The organism is Phycisphaeraceae bacterium, from assembly GCA_020851465.1.
Lineage (GTDB): Bacteria > Planctomycetota > Phycisphaerae > Phycisphaerales > Phycisphaeraceae > JADZCR01.
In genome coordinates this window covers 212,122-229,321 of the sequence record JADZCR010000005.1, presented here as the reverse complement: position 1 = coordinate 229,321, position 17,200 = coordinate 212,122, and the positions used below count along the sequence as shown (strand labels likewise).

The following is a 17,200-nucleotide window of genomic DNA, read 5'->3' as shown; positions in this document are numbered from 1 at the left end:
ACTCGTCTTCTCGCAGTGTTATCAATTGAAAACGGGGGAAAGCAGCTTTATTTTCCATCCCCCTTCGAAAATCCGCCAGGACTCTTGAAACATAATCCTGACAGAACGTGAAAACTTACATCATGTTGCCTTTGGGTGTAATGCGTTTCTTTTTCTTATGTAAGGTAAGACTGTAAGCACGTCCGCATCACGCATCCGTGATGTCCGGTTATCCTTTTGTCGTATGTACTTCTGGTTTGGCTTAGGAATCGGAGTTTTAATTGCCGTGCCGCTGGTCGCCTGGGCATCGAGGCGTACCGAGCAGCGTGTGCGTCGGTTGGAGCGTCGTGCGCAGGCGGCGGAGCGTCTGGCAGAACTAGGCACGCTCACGGGTGGTCTGGCGCACGAGATTAAAAACCCTTTATCAACCGTCAATCTGAATGTTCAGCTTCTCAAGGAAGATCTCCGAGATGCAGCAGCCGAATTGCCGGCGGGCAGCGTAGGAAGCGAACGACTCGATCGCGCACAACGCAGGATCGAATCACTCACCCGTGAAACACAACGGCTGCGTGTCATTCTTGAAGACTTTCTCCGCTTTGCCGGCCAAGTCAAGCTCGATCTCCATCCAACCAACATCAATGTTCTGGTTGAAGAGCTGGTTGATTTCTTTGCTCCGCAAGCTCAGGCAGCCAAGATACAGCTTCGGACCCAACTGGCTGCCAATCCGCCCATCGCTCCTGCTGATGCCGGCCTGCTCAAGCAGGCAATGCTCAATCTCATCATTAATGCTACACAGGCAATGGACGAGGCCAGAAATAAGAATATCGCACATGGCGGGTGCAACGAGCTGATCATTCGTACCGATCGCAAAAAAACGGGCGGGCAGGATGAATTACAAATCCATGTAACTGACTGTGGTCCAGGAATTCCCGCGGAAAGGCTGGAGAAAATATTTCAGCCCTACTATTCAAGCAAGAAGACTGGTACCGGTCTCGGCCTGCCAACGACACGGCGAATTATCGAAGAACATGGCGGCACGGTGAGCGTACACTCAGAAGTGGGTAAGGGAACAGACTTTTTTATCACGCTGCCGGCAAAATGAGAAAAATTCAGTCCTTAAACGGGTGTCAAAATCGTTAGGCTCACGGTGCGTTCCTGTTGTGCCTGAGTATTTGGATCAGCCATCCCTCCCGATTTAGGCTCAAACTCACTGAGATCCATCGCCAGTAGTTGTTCCGCTCGTCGTGTAGCAGATTCCATTTTCGGATATCGAACTTCACGGAAGCCAGTCACCGGCTCAGGTACGCTCAATACCGCTAACCACTGCTGATATTGCCGCGGATCCTGAAGACCGACATCACTACCTGCGGTCATTCTGGCTATCAGACCTTCATACCAATCACGGAATGCTTTCTCCTTCGCGTGCCACTTGGGTAGAAGCGTGCGAAGGAATCGCATGTTACTGATCATTCGAAGCTGCCAGTCACGGCTCTTCCATTCGAAGCGAATCTTCGTACCGAAGATTTCAAACTCCGGCCGATTGTGATGCTTGTAGATGATCTTGTCCCCGTTGGCGGGGTTGACGTTATACCGGCGGCGATCACGCTTGTATTTTTCAGGATTAGTCAGCAGCGCACCGACGTACACCTCATCCTTGATAAGCATGACTTTTGCAAGATTCCAAACTACAGCTCGAGTGATTCGGTAGTTGTGCTTCTCATCATCGCAGCGGAACACTTTTACAAGTTGCTCGCAATACCGTCTCGCATAATCCATTCCACCCCAGATCAGACAGTCGTAGGCACGGATAATGACATCGCGCACAAGTGAATCATCAAGATGCAGACCGCGCGTTGCACGGAAGGTCTGTTTCATGAGAATTCGCCATTGCTTGGCGATCCGCTTGCCGCGCCTGCCCGTGCCGAATGTCACACGGAGGCTGTTACCTTTGCGACGGAAAGCCTTACGCGCTGATTCGATCTCGTGTGTGGGTTCGACGACAAACAGATCCGGCCGAACGACAATCTTTCGCCCAATATTGAATGCCCGCAGGTTACGATCGGATTCACTGCGAACCACAGCACGAATCGCCGATTCAATCGCATCGAGCCTCAGCGGTAGAAAACCCTTCTGATAAGCGATGCCGAGCATCATGATGTTGGCATAAAGCTTTGAATCGAGTACGCGCTCACAGAGATCGCCAACATTGAACCCGAAATAATGGGTCGCGTTTGTGTGGTCTTTGATTATTTTTTCCAGTGACTCAACGGTGAAATCGCTCTTGCCCATCAATGTGGTGATGGTTGGCGTCTTGGCAGTGTTCACAACCGCAGCGGTACGGTCACGTGAAGCGACACGATACGGGTGTTTCGGATCGATGCCACGAGTCGCCTCGAGCATATCAACGCCAAGGATGAGATCTGCCTTACCGTATGGGATGATCGGTGTAGTCAGGGTCTCCGCGCGGTCGCCGCCACTCTGCGGCGCACGTGAGTACACGAGTTGCGAGAATACGCCACCGTTTCGGATTGCCAGTCCCTTTTTGTCTAGGAACTGGACGTGGTACCCCATTTCGTGACCGGCAGTCACCAGCAAAGCGGTGCAAAGTCCAATCCCCATCCCGCCGACACCCGCAAGGTAACAGCGCCATGTATCCTGATCGGCGTGGATCGGTCGTGGAGGGTCAGGAATATCCGTCAAATCAACGTGTTCATCTGGATTTCGAGGTGACTGCTTGCGCAGGATCGTTACTTCCTCAAAGCTCGGACACGCATTGATCCTCTGGCATGCGCCATCATTCACACACCATGAAAAATCCGTCTGAATCTTCGGGCCATAGTCCGTATCACTGATTTTTAATCCCGGACAGCCGGTCTGCGTCGTACATTCCAGACAGAACTCGCAAACTTCCGTCGAAACGTTCATGTGCGACTTTTTTGACAGGTAGCCGCGCTCACGCAATTCCTTGCGCTCTTCGGATCGAACTCGACGGTGGAACGTAATACCGCATTCCTTGTCAGCAATGACAACCTTCACGCCGTCGGCGAGGATGGTCTGCTCCAGCAGCTTGCGATAGCGATTCCGATCGGCTGGGTCTATGCGTACAACGCGTACATCCTTCGTAAGCTCCTTCGGGATCATCGCGCTGACAATGCGTTCAATGTCCTGAGCAAACGTCGTCCGACCCATCAGATCGAGATCCATACCCGCGTTACCCTGATGGCCGGTCATCGCGGTCGTCTTGTTGTCCAGAATGATGTATGTAATATCCTGCCCGGACTTGATGGAGTGACTGATCGCCACCTGGCCGGAGTGGAAGAACGTACCGTCACCCATGAAAACGATCTGCTTGTTGTCGATGAACGGATCAACACCACTGCCAGTCGCTCCCCCTAGCCCCATGCCCGAATAGTTATGCATGAGCGGCTTATTAGGCTCGAACATCAGCATCGTGTAGCAGCCGGTGTCGCCATGCGCCACCATGTCCACCGGTCTTCGCTTGTGTCGCTCCATCATGTACTGCGGATCGAGCAGATCGCGGCGAAGCTCGAGCAGTACGTTGGTGGAATCACGATGTGGGCAGCCCGGGCAAAACGTCGGAGAACGGTCAGGGATATTGAGCTCAAATCCTCCGGTTGATTGCAGCCGATCCATTTCCGAGGTCAGTCGGCCATTGGTTAATTCGATCGGCAGAGATGGATGATTGCGCACAAGCGGTACTAGCCGTTCTATCAGCAGCGATGGATTAAGCCCGCGGGTCGAAGGTATGCCCTTGAGCGGCCTGGGGAACTGCTTGCCGTAAACTTCGGTATTCAGTTCCCCCGACTGTTTGAGCGGGTTAAGAATTTCGATGACCTGTCGCTCTACGAAGCTCCTGCGCTCCTCAATTACAAAGACTTGCCGACATTGTCGTGCAAACTCAGTAACGATAACTTCATCGACGGGATAGCTCATCCCCAGCTTAAGAATCGGTATCCGGCCTGCCAGCCCGATCTCTGCCAATGCATGTGCGAGATAGGCGTAAGCACACCCGTAGGCGATGAAGCCGATGGGTACAACTTCGTCTTTCACGGGGCGGTGGAGGATGCGGTTGATTCCAAGCTGTCGTGCGGCAACCTTTACGGCATTCAACCGCTCGTCAAGCACGAGTTCACGCTGCCAGCTCCGCGGCGGCAACAAGACGGTGCGTTCGAGATTCGGTTCGATGTCTTTTGTGTAGCTAAGGGTTCGTTTCTGCTTTTCGTTGATGATTGGATAGTGGTTTGGTCGGCACTCGACCGTTCCGCCACCATCGGCCGTCGTAACAAGCATCGAATAACCGATAAAAATCTTCCCCGCTTTTCCAAGCTTGAACGCCAGGTCAACCCAGTCCTTGACCTCTTGCGGCGAGCAAGGCTCGATCATCGGCATGCGGACATGTTCAGCAAGGAAACGCGAATCAGCCGGCACCTGAGTCGAGTCAGACCACGGATCGTCGCCACAGATGATCAGACCCCCAGAATCATCAGTACTGCCGGCAAGCACACCCAACGCCAGCGCATCACTGGCGACATGCAGACCAACGGATTTGAAAGCGGTAATCGCTCTGCATCCGGCCATCTGCGCGCCGTTGACCATGGCGACAGAGATCGCTTCGTTGTTCGCCAGCTTGGCGACTATGCCGTGTTCATCAAGGAGAGGAGCAATTGCTTCGAGCGCATCAAAGACGCCGGCTACAGGCGAACCCGGATAACCGGTAAAAAGGTGAACCCCACCTTCCACCTCGAGGGCACCCTTCACGAGCAATTCATTCCCCGTGAAGATTTCGAGCCCTGCCTCTTTCACGAAGCGCGGGTCATACTTCATGTAAATAACTGTCCTAAAGGAAGTAAGCCTCGCCCGAAGCCCTGAACGCAACGAAGGAATGCAACAACCGCATTCGCCAAAACTCCAAAGCTGACCGTGCCTCTAACAAAATACACAGCGGCTTCGAAGTCTTTGAATCAGGTCCGTTTACTGTTTCCCTGATCCATCACGCCTGATTATAGAAGTAACGCGGAGGTGATGCCAAACTTATTTTGGGTTAAATACCGGTACACAAAACCATGGCTCATGTTGTGATCACAAGGTGCTTACCTTGACTTTTAGCGTCAAAGAACAGCTCGTATCACTCAGTTCGTACACTCATATATCTCACGGGTACAGCAATCGCTGCCCGACGATAAACCACCGATAGTAGTCGTGGCCGCCAATGAACCCAACAGCACCTGTGAGATTGTCCCACACGACAGCACCATCAAGGAGCAGGTAATTCGCCCCTTCCGCCCAAAGCGGCGAGCCTACGGAACCCTTAGGATGATTGCTCTGGCTATCAAAGCCGGGGTAATCGTAGTAAACGCCAGGATTGGTGGGTGTCCAGCTTCGGTCGAAGGCTAATACAGTCTTACTGCTGCGACGAAACTTATCGATGTTTGGAATTGGGGAACGATTTTGAAAGCTCGGCGTGAAGTTCCAGTAGGTGATGGTCCAGCCGTAGTAGCTGTAAGCAGGTGAGCCCCAGTCGATCGGCCAAATCGGCGGGGAGCTATGAGGGCGGTCTCCTCTTCCAAAAAAGTGGTAGTAATCGGTCGCAAACCAGCCGCCATTCTGGTAGGCACGGCCATACCAGGCGTTGCGCGGATGCTTGCGTGAAGCGCATTGCGTAAGCTCCCACGCAAAACCATAGGATGGCATCCATTTCCAGTTCTGTTCAGGCACTCCGCTAAAGTCCACGCGATCGGTAAACAGATCGTTACAACCCCATGCTGTAACCCCCGGGAAATCGCCTACATTGTCTGATGCGTAAGTACGTATGGCCAAGTACCACTGATGAAGCTGCGCCCCACACCGGATGCGATATCCCGATTCTTTCGCACGTTCGAGTACGGGCAACAGCAGAGCGAGCAACAAGGCAATGATTGAAATGACAACTAACAGCTCTATAAGCGTAAATGCTCGCAATTGACGAGACGTTTGGGTTCGGTTTATTACGTAACGCATAAACCTTTCCACAAAATTTTGCCTACAGAGCAAAACTTAACGAGAGGCAATACAAATACTTTATTACCAGCATATCCTCCAACTATCCGAAATAAAAGAGTTTCTTGAAATTAACCCTTCACCGCATCCTCAAACAAGTGTTCCATTTCCGCGGCAGCTCTGATGCGCTGTTGACGCAAAATAAACTCCGCCTCTGCATCTTTAATATCCTGCTCATGAAGTTGCTTGAGTTTATTCACCATATTGCGAACCTGCATTGATTCCAAAGCATAAGGCTCAAGTGACTCAATTCTGGTCGAGCGATCGGTTGTCGGAGCCGTGACAATGGCCCAGCGGGCTTCAGCAATGTCTCGAGTAACAATCAAAGATTTGGCTTCAGGCAAATGAGACGCGCCGTCGAACTGAGTGATTTTTTCATCAATGCCCTGACAGATCTTGAGAAAGGAAATACGTGCGTCCCTTTGTGCAAGTTGGGCTTGCGTCAGTGTTGTATCGGTGGTCTTTACCAGTTCGATCAGTTCAGCACTGACAGCTTTGTTCCGATCTATCGCTTGATTTCGTAGATCTGCCAGTTGCTGAGCTTCCGCCTCGCGCTGGTCGGCCTGCGCAGCCTCACGCTCCAGTTGTGCCACACGAACTTGCGTCTCTTCGATTTCTTTCCGAATGGCAGCAGAGTCACGCAAGGTTGGATTCGCCGAAGAGTCCGCAAGCCCTGATGCTGTCAGGGCAATATGACTAATCACAGCGATTGCGACCCAAGTCAGATATTTTTTCATTGGATACCTCTTCAAAGAAAGGAACGCTCAGGATTTTACGCTGACTCATGCCTGCCTGCATTGCCAAGCTCCGCATGAGCGGAGCGGTTTCATACAATTTACAACCCGACTCAGGACTAAAGCAATTTCTTCCTCATCGCGCATCATTATCGCAGGATTCGGCCTGCTCACGCCTCTAGGTAACTCTGCGTGGGAAACCTTCGCTGCACTGTTGGCGGGCCGGACAATCGCCGACCGCTGTGCCCGGTTGCCTCTGGATACCGCCCCGGTTGATCTCGTGCGTGCTGTTGGTTGCATTGGTATCGGCCAGCACGTGGCTGGGGACCCTGCCATCGATCTGGCGGAACGGGCAGCACGCGAGGCACTTTTTATGGCTGGTCGAACAACCGGTGGCCGTGCCGATAAACCAATCAATACCATTATCGGTGCGAGCAAAGGAGCGGTTGCTGCGATGTCTGCCGCTGCGAGGAAAACCGCCTCACAGCAGTCGGATCCCTTGAGATGGCGGTATGGCTCGATACCTCAGGATGTGGTCAAAGCCGTTACTCTCGGACCACATGGATACCTCGCGGAACACCTCCGTCATCGACTCGGATTAGGCAATGTCCTCTGTACCGTAGCAGCGTGCGCGTCGAGCCTGACAGCCTTGCATCAGGCTCGACGAATGCTGCAACGTGATCTTGACGGCCCGCGTGAAATGCTGGTGGTCACCAGCGAAGCAGCACTTCTGCCCACCTTTATTCACAGCTATAACCGATTAGGCGTGTTGCCACCACTGAATGCTGAACAGTTTCGAGGTTCTCCACTCGATAAAAGCCGTGGTGGATTCATGCTTGCGGAATTGGCAGCTGCTGTTGTTCTCCGACGAGCCGATAGTACTGAATATGCAGATTACGAATCGTTGTCAGGTGAAATTGAACTCACAGACACCGCGATCGCTGCGGAAGCCTTTGATCTGATCCGTACCGATCCGCGGATGCCGGCTCTGGAGCATGTAACCCGATCACTTTTCTCAAGAGGCCTACCGGATCTCATCCATCCGCACGCTACTGGGACATTTGAACACGATCCTGCTGAATTGGGGGTTTATGTCCGTGCAGGGGCGACCAACGCTGATATCTATGCAGCCAAAGGAGCAATCGGCCACGGCTTAGGTGCAGCAGGGCTTGTATCTTTGGTCATCGCGTGTCTTTGTGCAAAGACTAATCAGCGACCGCCTATGCCTTGGCTCACCAGACCAATGGAGTCGCCAATCAAACTAAGCGTTGAATCGACTAACGCAGGTTCGATCCAGCGACAAGCGATTTTTGCTGCAGGATTTGGTGGACATGTCGCCGGAGCAGTCGTGGAAAAGATTCATCACACAACATCAACTGTACGCAAGCCACAGCTATAACTCGCCTCGCTTCAAAAACACATCGTGCATTAACCAGTCTTCCGCATCATGATCGTCGCATCGTGTCCAGCTCGGAAATAATCTTGGCGAAACGCAACAGCCCAGGTCTTCAGCATCGCCCAATCAAGTAACTGAATCGTATTAAGCCGACGGGCGTAGTCGTCCTGGAGTGGAGCTTCCTTGCCGCAGCAATCAGAGAGGAAATTAAACAACAGTGTCTCCCCTGCCGCAGCCCATGCAGTTTCGAGCAGGTCAAAAACCTGCGGGTCAGACATGGTGTTAAGAGTTCCAGAAATACATATCACGTCGGCCTTGACTGCACCAAGCAACTCTGGATGTGTGATGAAGTCGCCGCACTTGAACTCGCAGTTGGGAAATCCTCTCCCAGCAGCGAAAGCCACTACTTCGCAAAGCGCATCGATGCCGATGTATCGCTTAAACGAAATATTCCGTTCTATCAGGAACGCTGCAAAGTCGCCTCTGCTGCATCCCGCGTCCAGAATGCGCTTACCCGCAAGAAAACTCATCTGTGTAAAAACATCGAATCGCAGGCGCTGACTTTCAGGGCTGGCCCAAAGTGTTACTCCAAATGTCGAGCCAATCCGACTAGCTGAGCGTCGATAAGGCTCAAGATAACTATCGTGGGATGAGTCTGGACAAGACATAGATTCATTATGCGGAAAGATCCCCGGATGGACGAATTCCACCTTGATCTCAGACACCTGCCTATGAACATTGAAATTCATCTGTTGACGTCCGTCAGTATCTGGTGTGTCAAAATGACAAGAACACGACCACAACCATCATCAGATGAGTTTTATCATTTCCTGTTGCCCGTTATCCTTCCGACATGACGACGACCGTCCCGCCCTGGCTCTCACGTCTCCGTAAACGATTCATTGTCTTTGATGGACCTGACGGCAGCGGTAAAAGCACGCAGTTCCAGCGATTTTCCAAGTTTGTCCAAAATGCGGGTATTGAAGTCTGTGAGGTACGTGAACCCGGCGGCACACACATCGGTGAGCAAATCCGCCGCGTACTCCTGGACCCAGCCAACAAAGAAGAAGTGGACCTCCGCTGCGAAATGCTGCTCTTTATGGCAAGCCGGGCTCAACTTGTCGCCCAACGTATCCGCCCGGCTCGTAATGCTGGACAGATGGTGCTGGCTGATCGGTTTATCAGTTCAACACTAGCCTATCAAGGCAGCGCAGGCGGTTTGCCTATTTCTGACATCCTGGAGACCGGCCGAATCGCGCTGGGTGACTGCTGGCCGGATCTAACCGTCGTGTTCGACGTAGATGAAGAAACGGCACTGGCTCGCATGAACCCTCTTCTCCGCCAACGTGAATTCGATACCGCCCATGATCGCATGGAACTTAAAGGCGCAGACTTTCACCGCACCGTCCGACAAGGCTATCTCGACCAAGCGAAAAATGATTCTTCTCGATATCTGGTTGTGGACGCCCGAGGTGATGCGGACTCGGTCTATGCGCTACTGCTCAAGGGAATCGAATCCAAAATGAAATGAGCATTGGATCATTACCCACGGCAAACTGATAGGGTGCTAGTTGTCGATTCAACCGTATTATCCAGTGACGAGTCGAAATATCTGATCCAAACATTTGGAATCAATTTAAGACTTACCTTCGATCACCGTGTTACGCTCTCTGTAAATCAAAAACCTTCACCACAAAGGCTGTCCTTATAGAAAGGACCGTTTCATGCACACACTGCGAACCGTCGTTGCCGCGGTACTTATTTTCGGGATCCAAAGTTTTGCAGGCGCGGTAACCGTAGGCGATCGACCGCAATATCAGTTCAAGTCCACTACCGGCCAAACCATCACGGATGAAAACATGCGTGGCCGCATGGTACTCATTGACTTCTGGGCAACGTGGTGCGGTCCCTGCATGAACGAGGCCGAGCACATGGTTCAGATTCATAGAAAATATGGACCGTTGGGTTTGCAGATTATTGGAGTAAGTCTCGACACCAATGCTGGCAAGATGAGTAGCGTTGTTAAAGAAAAAGGGTTCACTTGGCCTCAGATATATGAAGGAAAAGCGTGGGATAATCCGCTCCTTCCATCGTGGGGTATCAAGGGAATCCCAGCAACCTTTCTCATCTCACCCGATGGTGAACTCATTTGGAGCGGGCATCCTGCAAATATCGATGTCCCTCTCGCCGAAGCACTCAAAAAGTACGGCTCCAAACTCAAGAAACGCAATGCAGGTGACAGCCTGCGCGAAACTATTGGCGAGGCACTCACTGCTGTCACTAAACGAAACGACTATGCGGAGGCGTTATCGCTTATACAGGACTTCCCCGATGCCGCGATAAAAAACCGAGAAGCAGCAGAAGATGCAGCAGCTCTGGTGGCGGCCTACCGCTTTCCACGCGATGAAGAAGCAAAGCTCGCTGCGACCGAGGCCCTTTCCACTAACGAAGCGGGTGCCAAAGTCATCGCAGGTTTCGAGGCAACCATCCTGGCCAATAATGCCTTCGGCCCCACGACACAACCCGCAACGGTAAAGCCGGCAACCACATCACCGGATGACTTAGTATCTAAAGATAAAACAGACACCGACACAGAAGCTGCTTCCATCCCCGTCGAATCCACCAATACCAGCCGAAATGCTGCTGCTATTTCGCGCGCCATGTTTAACAGTGCTGATAGACGAAAAACTGCGGGGGATCATGTTGCCGCCTATCGTCAATTTAAGGCTACTGCTGCACAGTTTCCTGCGACACCTTCAGGTAGAAAAGCCGTGCTTCGAGTCAATGCTTACGAACGAGACAAGCGATTCATTGATGCCTACCGAGCAGCAGCAGGAGAGAAAGAAGCGATCGAGATCATGAACACTGCCGCCAGTTATGAGAAGGCTGGCAAGCACGAACAGGCGATACCTCTCTACCAGGAAATTATCGAGAAGTACCCCGAAACTGCGACGGCTTTAAAAGCTCGTAAAGCTCTTGAGAAAAAATAAGGTCTATCTGTACAGCACCTCTCCCTCACACTTCGGTCGAAGGATGTCTGCGGATTTACGGATTTCAACTTGATCAAGTGGTTACAGGCACATTCACGCGGATGGCACTTTATCACTACCGATTTACTGCAAAGACGCGGTTATTCACGTTATCCAATCGTATCGAGCGCGAGTAGTGATTCACCGAAATCTCTTCGGACAGTGACGTAGGAACATTAACGATCAGCTCAGCCCAGTCTCGCGCATTATGTGCGATAAAGGCATGTCGCAAATAACCAATCGGATTATCACCCCAGTTACGACCATCCGATGGTGACTCCAGCCACAGGATCGGTCCCGTATCCGTCTGATAGAAGTGATCCACTTCGCTGAAATTGGCAACTTTAATTGGATACTCCAGCGTCACGTGACTGCTATCAGAAGCACTGTACTCCGTCGTACTCACAAGCGTTTCGCCTCCTAGACCCGCGGAAACAATCTCATCAGGAGTGATGAGTTCACGTGCGCCAATTGTGTGTATGTGAATCTTCATGCTGTCGAACGCATCCTGATTTCGTCCAACCTGTCGCTCCGGCTGATCACCAAGTGTCGGCGGATAGAGCTTCACGCCCTTGTTGTTACGGTCCCAGCTTTTTACAACCATGAAGTGTTCGTCCGATACGATCATGCACATATCCGCATTGGGATTGTGCCAGATACTACTTTTCACATTGACCTGTTCGGACTTACATGATGAACCAAGTAGATATTCGACCGTCCTGCCCGTGGCAGCAAACCTGATTCGGCATCTGGCTTCCACCGGCATGCGGGCGTTATTAACGGAAAACGGCGGAATTTGTGAGACGGTAATGGGCTGTTTCTTACGTATATCCACACGAAATATGAAATAGGAACGGGAAAAATCACATACGAGAGTTGGCATATAAAGTCCTTACTCTTCAGTCTGGATAATAAAGTTTCGTCGAATCACACTGAAAGCCTCTGATACAAGGTGATTGCCCTCCTCACCTGACCTCCAGCATCTGAACTTAAAAGACTAGAACTTCATTCATTTCATTCGAGCACAAACTTCCGCCGTAAAAACAGATCCTCAAGCCGAACACGTAATCCCGGAGCTTTTGCCGGATCATCAAGTCTCTCTGCAATTGCCACCAGGAGGTGAACGAGGCCGTGGTAATCCGCGAGGCTGATACTTTCTGCATCAATTCTGCCCGTCACCTCGTTCATGTTGTGATAATTTCCCAAAGCCAGACAAATGCACGACGCGGTGTAGCCATATGTCTGGTAAACCGATGCCTCGCATGTGCCACCCGGCATGAGTTTGCGTTGCCACTTAAAGGTGGGTTCCTGAGTCGCCAGATCCATCGCAATCTTGCCGATGCGGTAAGTCAAGTCAGGATCAAAAGTACTCGTGTAATCACCGACACGAACAATTGGCCCAGCACCGATGGGTGAATCCGGGTAGCTTCTGGAGTTTTCCAAGGCAACGACTCTTGCCCCTTTCGGAATTGTTTTGGACTTACATGCTGCGATCGCACCTATAAATCCAATCTCCTCTGCTCGTGTCAACAGGACGCGGACATCGGGCTGTTTGTTGATGCCTTTCCCTTTTGCGCCAGCAATAGGTTTCTTTGCAAGGATTGCGTCAAATGCGCTCAGCGCAGCCGCAACACCCGCCAAATCATCACACGCGGGAACAAATATTCGATCGCCCTCCTGCCGTATCTTCACATCCCAGGTAACGACATCTCCTGGGCGTGTGGTGACATCCTGCTTAAACACAATGCGCAGTCGCTTGGCCCCTTCACTCGCAGCCTTGCTGTGTGCGGTCTGATTCTCAAATGCTTCAACCTTTCCGTGCTGAGGGTGAAGATTGGGGGGGTGCAGAGATACTGAAGAACCAACGAAATAGTTGTCATTAACACCACCACGAAAATCCGCCAGCACTCGACGTGCGTCCAGTACTTTGACAACTACAAAGGCTGGATGATCCATATGGGCCGTAAAAAAAATCGGACGCGATGATCTGGCACCGACCCGCGTCAGGACGATATTTCCATGACGATCCGCTTTGATTTGGACATTCCGTCTTGCCTGCGCCCATCGCTGAACCCACTCGATCACGCGGTCTTCCCGGCCGGATGCAGTCGGCAGAGTAGTTAATTCAAATAACCACTCTCGATGAACCTGATCAATAACCAGCGGCAAGTCCGCATGGCTGATGGTGGGATCGCTCATCGGTTGTCCTTGCTGGAATGAGAGGAGTTACCGGAAAATCGCATTGACAGTCAACTTATCCTACGCAATCCACTGATCTGCCTCGTTTCATTCACCTTGGCTCTGAATGATCACATTCTGCCGTGTATCGTATCTCACATGACGGATCGATCACCCGCGGTTGAAATCGATGACCTTCATGTTGTGCGAGGCGATACGCCTATCCTGCGCGGTATTACCTGCCGAATTCCCGCCGGCACCTGCACAGCCATCCTTGGACCTAACGGCTGCGGTAAGACCACTCTCATGCGCACGCTCACCGGGCAGATGTTCATCACCTCCGGAACCGTGCGCGTTCTGGGCGAAACGATCGGTCAAACCGATGTCCGCGCACTTCGTAAACGTATTGGTGTAGTAAACCCTTCGGCAGGGAACAGCCATATCGCCAATAGTGGGGCTGTTCTGGATGCTGATCTCACCGCACATGATGTCGTCCTCACTGGATTTTTTGGAACAATTGGACTTTACGACCAGCCGTCTCCTGAGCAGAACCACCAAGCAGATCAACGGCTAAACCAAGTTGGACTGTCGCATCGACGAAACCTGAAATTCGCCCTGCTCTCCACCGGGGAGCAGCGGCGCTGCATGATCGCTCGGGCGTTAGCGCATATGCCGGAACTGCTCATCCTCGATGAGCCGACTGCAGGAATGGACCTTGCTGGTCGCGAACAGGTGCTAGCCGCCATTGAGATGATTCTTGCACAGCCGAACGCACCTGCGGTACTCATGATTACCCACCATGTCGAGGAACTTTCTCCTCGTACGCAGCAGGTGCTGCTCATGCGCAGCGGTCAAGTGCTCATGTCAGGCAAACCAACGGATGTCATCACTCCTGAATCACTGACCGCAACCTTCGGATGCAAGGTGTTTGTAAAAAAGATTCATGGTCGATATTGGCTGGAGGTTCTGCCTGAGGCCTGGCTGGATCTAGTTCGTTCACACTCTTGTTCTAGCGTGTAACCAAAGAAGCCGGCAGCACGGGCGGTGATGGTGTTGAGCATCCCCTGCATCCAGCTCCAGAGCGTCCCAAGTTACGCGGCTCCAGGCTCCGCAGCCTCTACTTGATCTTGCTGAACGCACCATCGAAGGCGGCCTCGTTTACCACATGCTCAATCGCGCCAACGGCCGAGCCGCTCTCTTCCACAAGCCCGCTGACATCGCCATCCCCTTTTCTTCCTCCAAAATGTGCGGGCAGTGCGAAGCGGTCAGTTCCCCGACTTGCGCCGATTGCAGTCCTTGCAGAGCATCTGGCAGTTCTTCGCATCGGTCTTGCCGCCCTCGTGCCAGGGCTTGATGTGGTCGCCTTCCATGTCGTCAATATCAAACTTCTTGCCGCATTTCTTGCACTTGCCCTTCTGCTTCTCGTACGCCTCGCGCTTCATGTTGGGCGAGAACGCGCGGATGTTCAGGTGCCTTTCATCGCCATCGAGAACGTAGGGATAGATGCCGGATTTCTTTTCCACGTCCTCATCCATCATCAACTTAGCGATCCGCTTCTCCAGTTTGTCCGTATCAAACTCCTCGTCCTTGAACTGGTTATAGAGCGGCCCCCAGCCCACCCCCTTCATCTCCTTGCGATATTCGGGGAACGTCGCCTTCACCCACGCGATCACCCGCTGAAAGTACTGCCACAGCGGCGTGGCATTCTTGTCGTGCTGATGCTTCGACATGTACTCTTCAATGGTCTTCCCCCCCGTACCCGCGTGCCACTCGATCGCCGTCTCCAGATATTCCTGCCGGATCGGGCTGCCCCGGACGTAATCGCTCGCCAAGCCGTACGCGGCACAACCCGTCTTGCTGAAATACCGCTTGGCATCGGCGGTCCACGGCCCGGCGTACACCGCGTTGCGCAGTTCCTGGTCGGTGTGCTCCTCGCCTGCGATGTTGATGGTGCGGAACCAGTCCAGTTTCTCGCTGTCGCTGCCGGAGCAGAAATACACCATGCACTCGTAATCGAGAATCTGGTTCTGCTGATCGTCCTGGAGATTGTGGAACGCCAAGCCGTCGATGGAATAATCGCCGTTGACGTACTGGCAGATGGAGAGCGTGCGCTGCTGGCCGTCGATGACTTCGTAGCGGCCGTCATCGAGCACCGCCCAGTACATGACGTTGAGGGGAAAGTCCTTGCGCACGGAGTCGATGACGGCGTTGCGCTGCTTGTCCTTGTAGATGAACTCGCGCTGATACGGCGGACGGATATCGAGTTTGCCGCCGTAGGCGACGACGCCCTGTTCGGCGTTGTCGGCGAAGCCGTCGGTTAGTTCCCTTACCGTGATTTCTTTGAGTACGATCTTCATCAGTTCTTCCGCCTGACAATAATTCTTGAATACGGGCAACGTGATTTGCCGTTTTCGGTTATTGCAATGTCCGTTCGACCACGATGGTTCTTCGTGACGCCTATTTCTTTGCCTAGATCGCCAAACGGTATGCCTATCAGTTCAAATTGGTCGGGGTTGTAATTGTCTAGGAGCCCATCGGGAACACCCATTAAGCCATCATAATCGGAAGGTATTTGACTGGTCTTGCTGACATCGATTGCATCGAGATTGTCGTAGCGGGGGTATTTGGCAGCGCTGTATTTCTCATACAGCGTTATCTCCTCATGCCGCTTGTCGATGTCGAGATTCGTGTACCAAAATGTTCTCGCCGTCTCAAAAATGGAGCCGTCTGGTTTACTGAAAAATCTCGTGCAGTTGTAACCAAGCCATAACCGATTCTCCTTAATCAGCTTAAAAATCTCGCTGTAGTGACGAGCGTTTACACTTCCGATGATTACAAACTTCTTCTTGTACTTCACCAACTGCTCGACGTACTCGCGGAACAGTGAGAACGGCGGGTTGGTGACGACGATGTCGGCCTGCTTGAGCAGGGCGATGCACTCATCGCTGCGGAAGTCGCCGTCACCTTTGAGCCTGGTGATACCGATTTCGTCTGCGCCGGGGATACGGTCGCCGTTCTTATCACCTTCGTATTCGAGATAGATTCCCCGCTCGCCGGTGTTTTGGCTGAACAGATCGGCGTCGCAGTTCTTGTAGCAGGTCGTGATCAGCTTTTTCAGCTTCAGCTTCTCGAAGTTGTGCGAGAAGTAGTGGAAGAAATTGCTGACCTTGGGATCATCGCAGTTGCACAGGACGGTTTTGCCCTTGAAGTGCTTCGTGTAGTGCTTGAGTTCTTTTTCGATGTCGGAGAGTTGGGTGTAGAACTCGTCCTGCCTGGCGGTCTTGGCGGCGTGGAGCGAGCGGTTGAGGGGCTTGCGCGGGTTTCCGTCGGATTTCAACGCATCCCACCCGGAATCCACGACATCCCCGGAAGCCTCGGTATCTGCGGAAGCCCCGTTAGCTTGGGCTTTTTTCGCCATGTCGCGGAGCGTAAACCATGGCACTGAGACTGGCAACCGGCTCCGCCTCGGCAATGGGCGGCTGAGGCTGCGGCTTTGCGGCGAAGATAAGGGGGCCGGAGTCATTATTTCATCATGCTGACATCGCGCTAGCCTGCTGCTCATGCCCCGCAGCGCCTGCGTCAATGGCATCGAGAGCTTCTGGGGCTACGCCAAGCGGAGGCTCATCAAGTTCCACGGCGTGCCTCCCATACGTTCTACCTGCACCTGAAGGAATGCGAGTTCCGATTCAACCACCGCCGTGATAACCTCTGCCGGGTGCTCCTCAAACTTCTCCGAATAAACCCGCTCTCAGCTTCCTAAGCTTCTTATATAACCTCAATACGACATTGCTTTAGCTTGATTTTGGCTTTTGATCCTTGAAAATACT

The 17,200-nt window shown here is 52.5% G+C and carries 13 protein-coding genes and 1 pseudogene; 6 read left to right on the top strand and 8 right to left on the bottom strand.

Annotated features, from left to right (window positions below; all coding sequences use genetic code 11):
- The first annotated feature begins 223 nt into the window (after positions 1–223).
- On the top strand, positions 224–1,081 hold the full coding sequence (locus IT444_06035; GenBank protein ID MCC7192327.1) for a hypothetical protein: 858 nt from the start codon (positions 224–226) through the stop codon (positions 1,079–1,081).
- A gap of 14 nt (positions 1,082–1,095) precedes the next feature.
- Here IT444_06035 and IT444_06030 read toward each other — a convergent pair whose 3' ends face one another.
- From IT444_06030 to IT444_06020, 3 genes are all read right to left on the bottom strand, one after another.
- Entirely contained in the window at positions 1,096–4,824 is a 3,729-nt protein-coding gene (locus IT444_06030) for a 2-oxoacid:acceptor oxidoreductase family protein (GenBank protein ID MCC7192326.1), read from the bottom strand.
- 327 nt (positions 4,825–5,151) lie between these two features.
- Positions 5,152–5,997 carry a type II secretion system protein gene (locus IT444_06025; protein ID MCC7192325.1) on the bottom strand — a complete coding sequence of 282 codons (846 nt, stop codon included), beginning with the start codon at positions 5,995–5,997 and terminating at the stop codon, positions 5,152–5,154.
- Positions 5,998–6,107: 110 nt separating this feature from the next.
- Entirely contained in the window at positions 6,108–6,773 is a 666-nt protein-coding gene (locus IT444_06020) for a hypothetical protein (GenBank protein MCC7192324.1), read from the bottom strand.
- A gap of 211 nt (positions 6,774–6,984) precedes the next feature.
- On the opposite strand from IT444_06020, the gene IT444_06015 reads away from it, so the two are divergent.
- A complete protein-coding gene (locus IT444_06015; protein MCC7192323.1) occupies positions 6,985–8,169 on the top strand; it encodes a hypothetical protein in 1,185 nt (394 codons plus the stop codon).
- A 29-nt stretch (positions 8,170–8,198) separates the two neighbouring features.
- Here IT444_06015 and IT444_06010 read toward each other — a convergent pair whose 3' ends face one another.
- Positions 8,199–8,915, bottom strand: a complete 717-nt coding sequence (locus IT444_06010) for a methyltransferase domain-containing protein (GenBank protein MCC7192322.1) — start codon at positions 8,913–8,915, stop codon at positions 8,199–8,201.
- Positions 8,916–9,019: 104 nt separating this feature from the next.
- Here IT444_06010 and tmk point away from each other — a divergent pair, with 104 nt between their 5' ends.
- Positions 9,020–9,697 carry a dTMP kinase gene (gene tmk / locus IT444_06005; GenBank protein ID MCC7192321.1) on the top strand — a complete coding sequence of 226 codons (678 nt, stop codon included), beginning with the start codon at positions 9,020–9,022 and terminating at the stop codon, positions 9,695–9,697.
- A 193-nt stretch (positions 9,698–9,890) separates the two neighbouring features.
- Positions 9,891–11,156, top strand: a complete 1,266-nt coding sequence (locus IT444_06000) for a redoxin domain-containing protein (protein ID MCC7192320.1) — start codon at positions 9,891–9,893, stop codon at positions 11,154–11,156.
- 115 nt (positions 11,157–11,271) lie between these two features.
- On the opposite strand, the gene IT444_05995 is transcribed toward IT444_06000, so the two are convergent.
- Entirely contained in the window at positions 11,272–12,078 is an 807-nt protein-coding gene (locus IT444_05995) for a hypothetical protein (GenBank protein MCC7192319.1), read from the bottom strand.
- A gap of 131 nt (positions 12,079–12,209) precedes the next feature.
- Entirely contained in the window at positions 12,210–13,394 is a 1,185-nt protein-coding gene (locus IT444_05990; protein ID MCC7192318.1) for a hypothetical protein, read from the bottom strand.
- 138 nt (positions 13,395–13,532) lie between these two features.
- Here IT444_05990 and IT444_05985 point away from each other — a divergent pair, with 138 nt between their 5' ends.
- Positions 13,533–14,393, top strand: coding sequence for an ATP-binding cassette domain-containing protein (locus IT444_05985; protein MCC7192317.1), 861 nt, complete (start codon positions 13,533–13,535; stop codon positions 14,391–14,393).
- Between the two features lie 245 nt (positions 14,394–14,638).
- On the opposite strand, the gene IT444_05980 is transcribed toward IT444_05985, so the two are convergent.
- Both IT444_05980 and IT444_05975 read right to left on the bottom strand, forming a co-directional pair.
- Positions 14,639–15,730, bottom strand: a complete 1,092-nt coding sequence (locus tag IT444_05980) for a DUF262 domain-containing protein (protein MCC7192316.1) — start codon at positions 15,728–15,730, stop codon at positions 14,639–14,641.
- Positions 15,730–16,791 (bottom strand): adenine-specific methyltransferase EcoRI family protein, encoded by a 1,062-nt coding sequence (locus IT444_05975; GenBank protein MCC7192315.1) that lies wholly within the window; start codon positions 16,789–16,791, stop codon positions 15,730–15,732. The genes IT444_05980 and IT444_05975 overlap by 1 nt, the downstream gene beginning before the upstream one ends.
- 160 nt (positions 16,792–16,951) lie before the next feature.
- Here IT444_05975 and IT444_05970 point away from each other — a divergent pair.
- Positions 16,952–17,133: pseudogene (locus IT444_05970) on the top strand (IS1595 family transposase).
- The last annotated feature ends 67 nt before the right edge of the window (positions 17,134–17,200 follow it).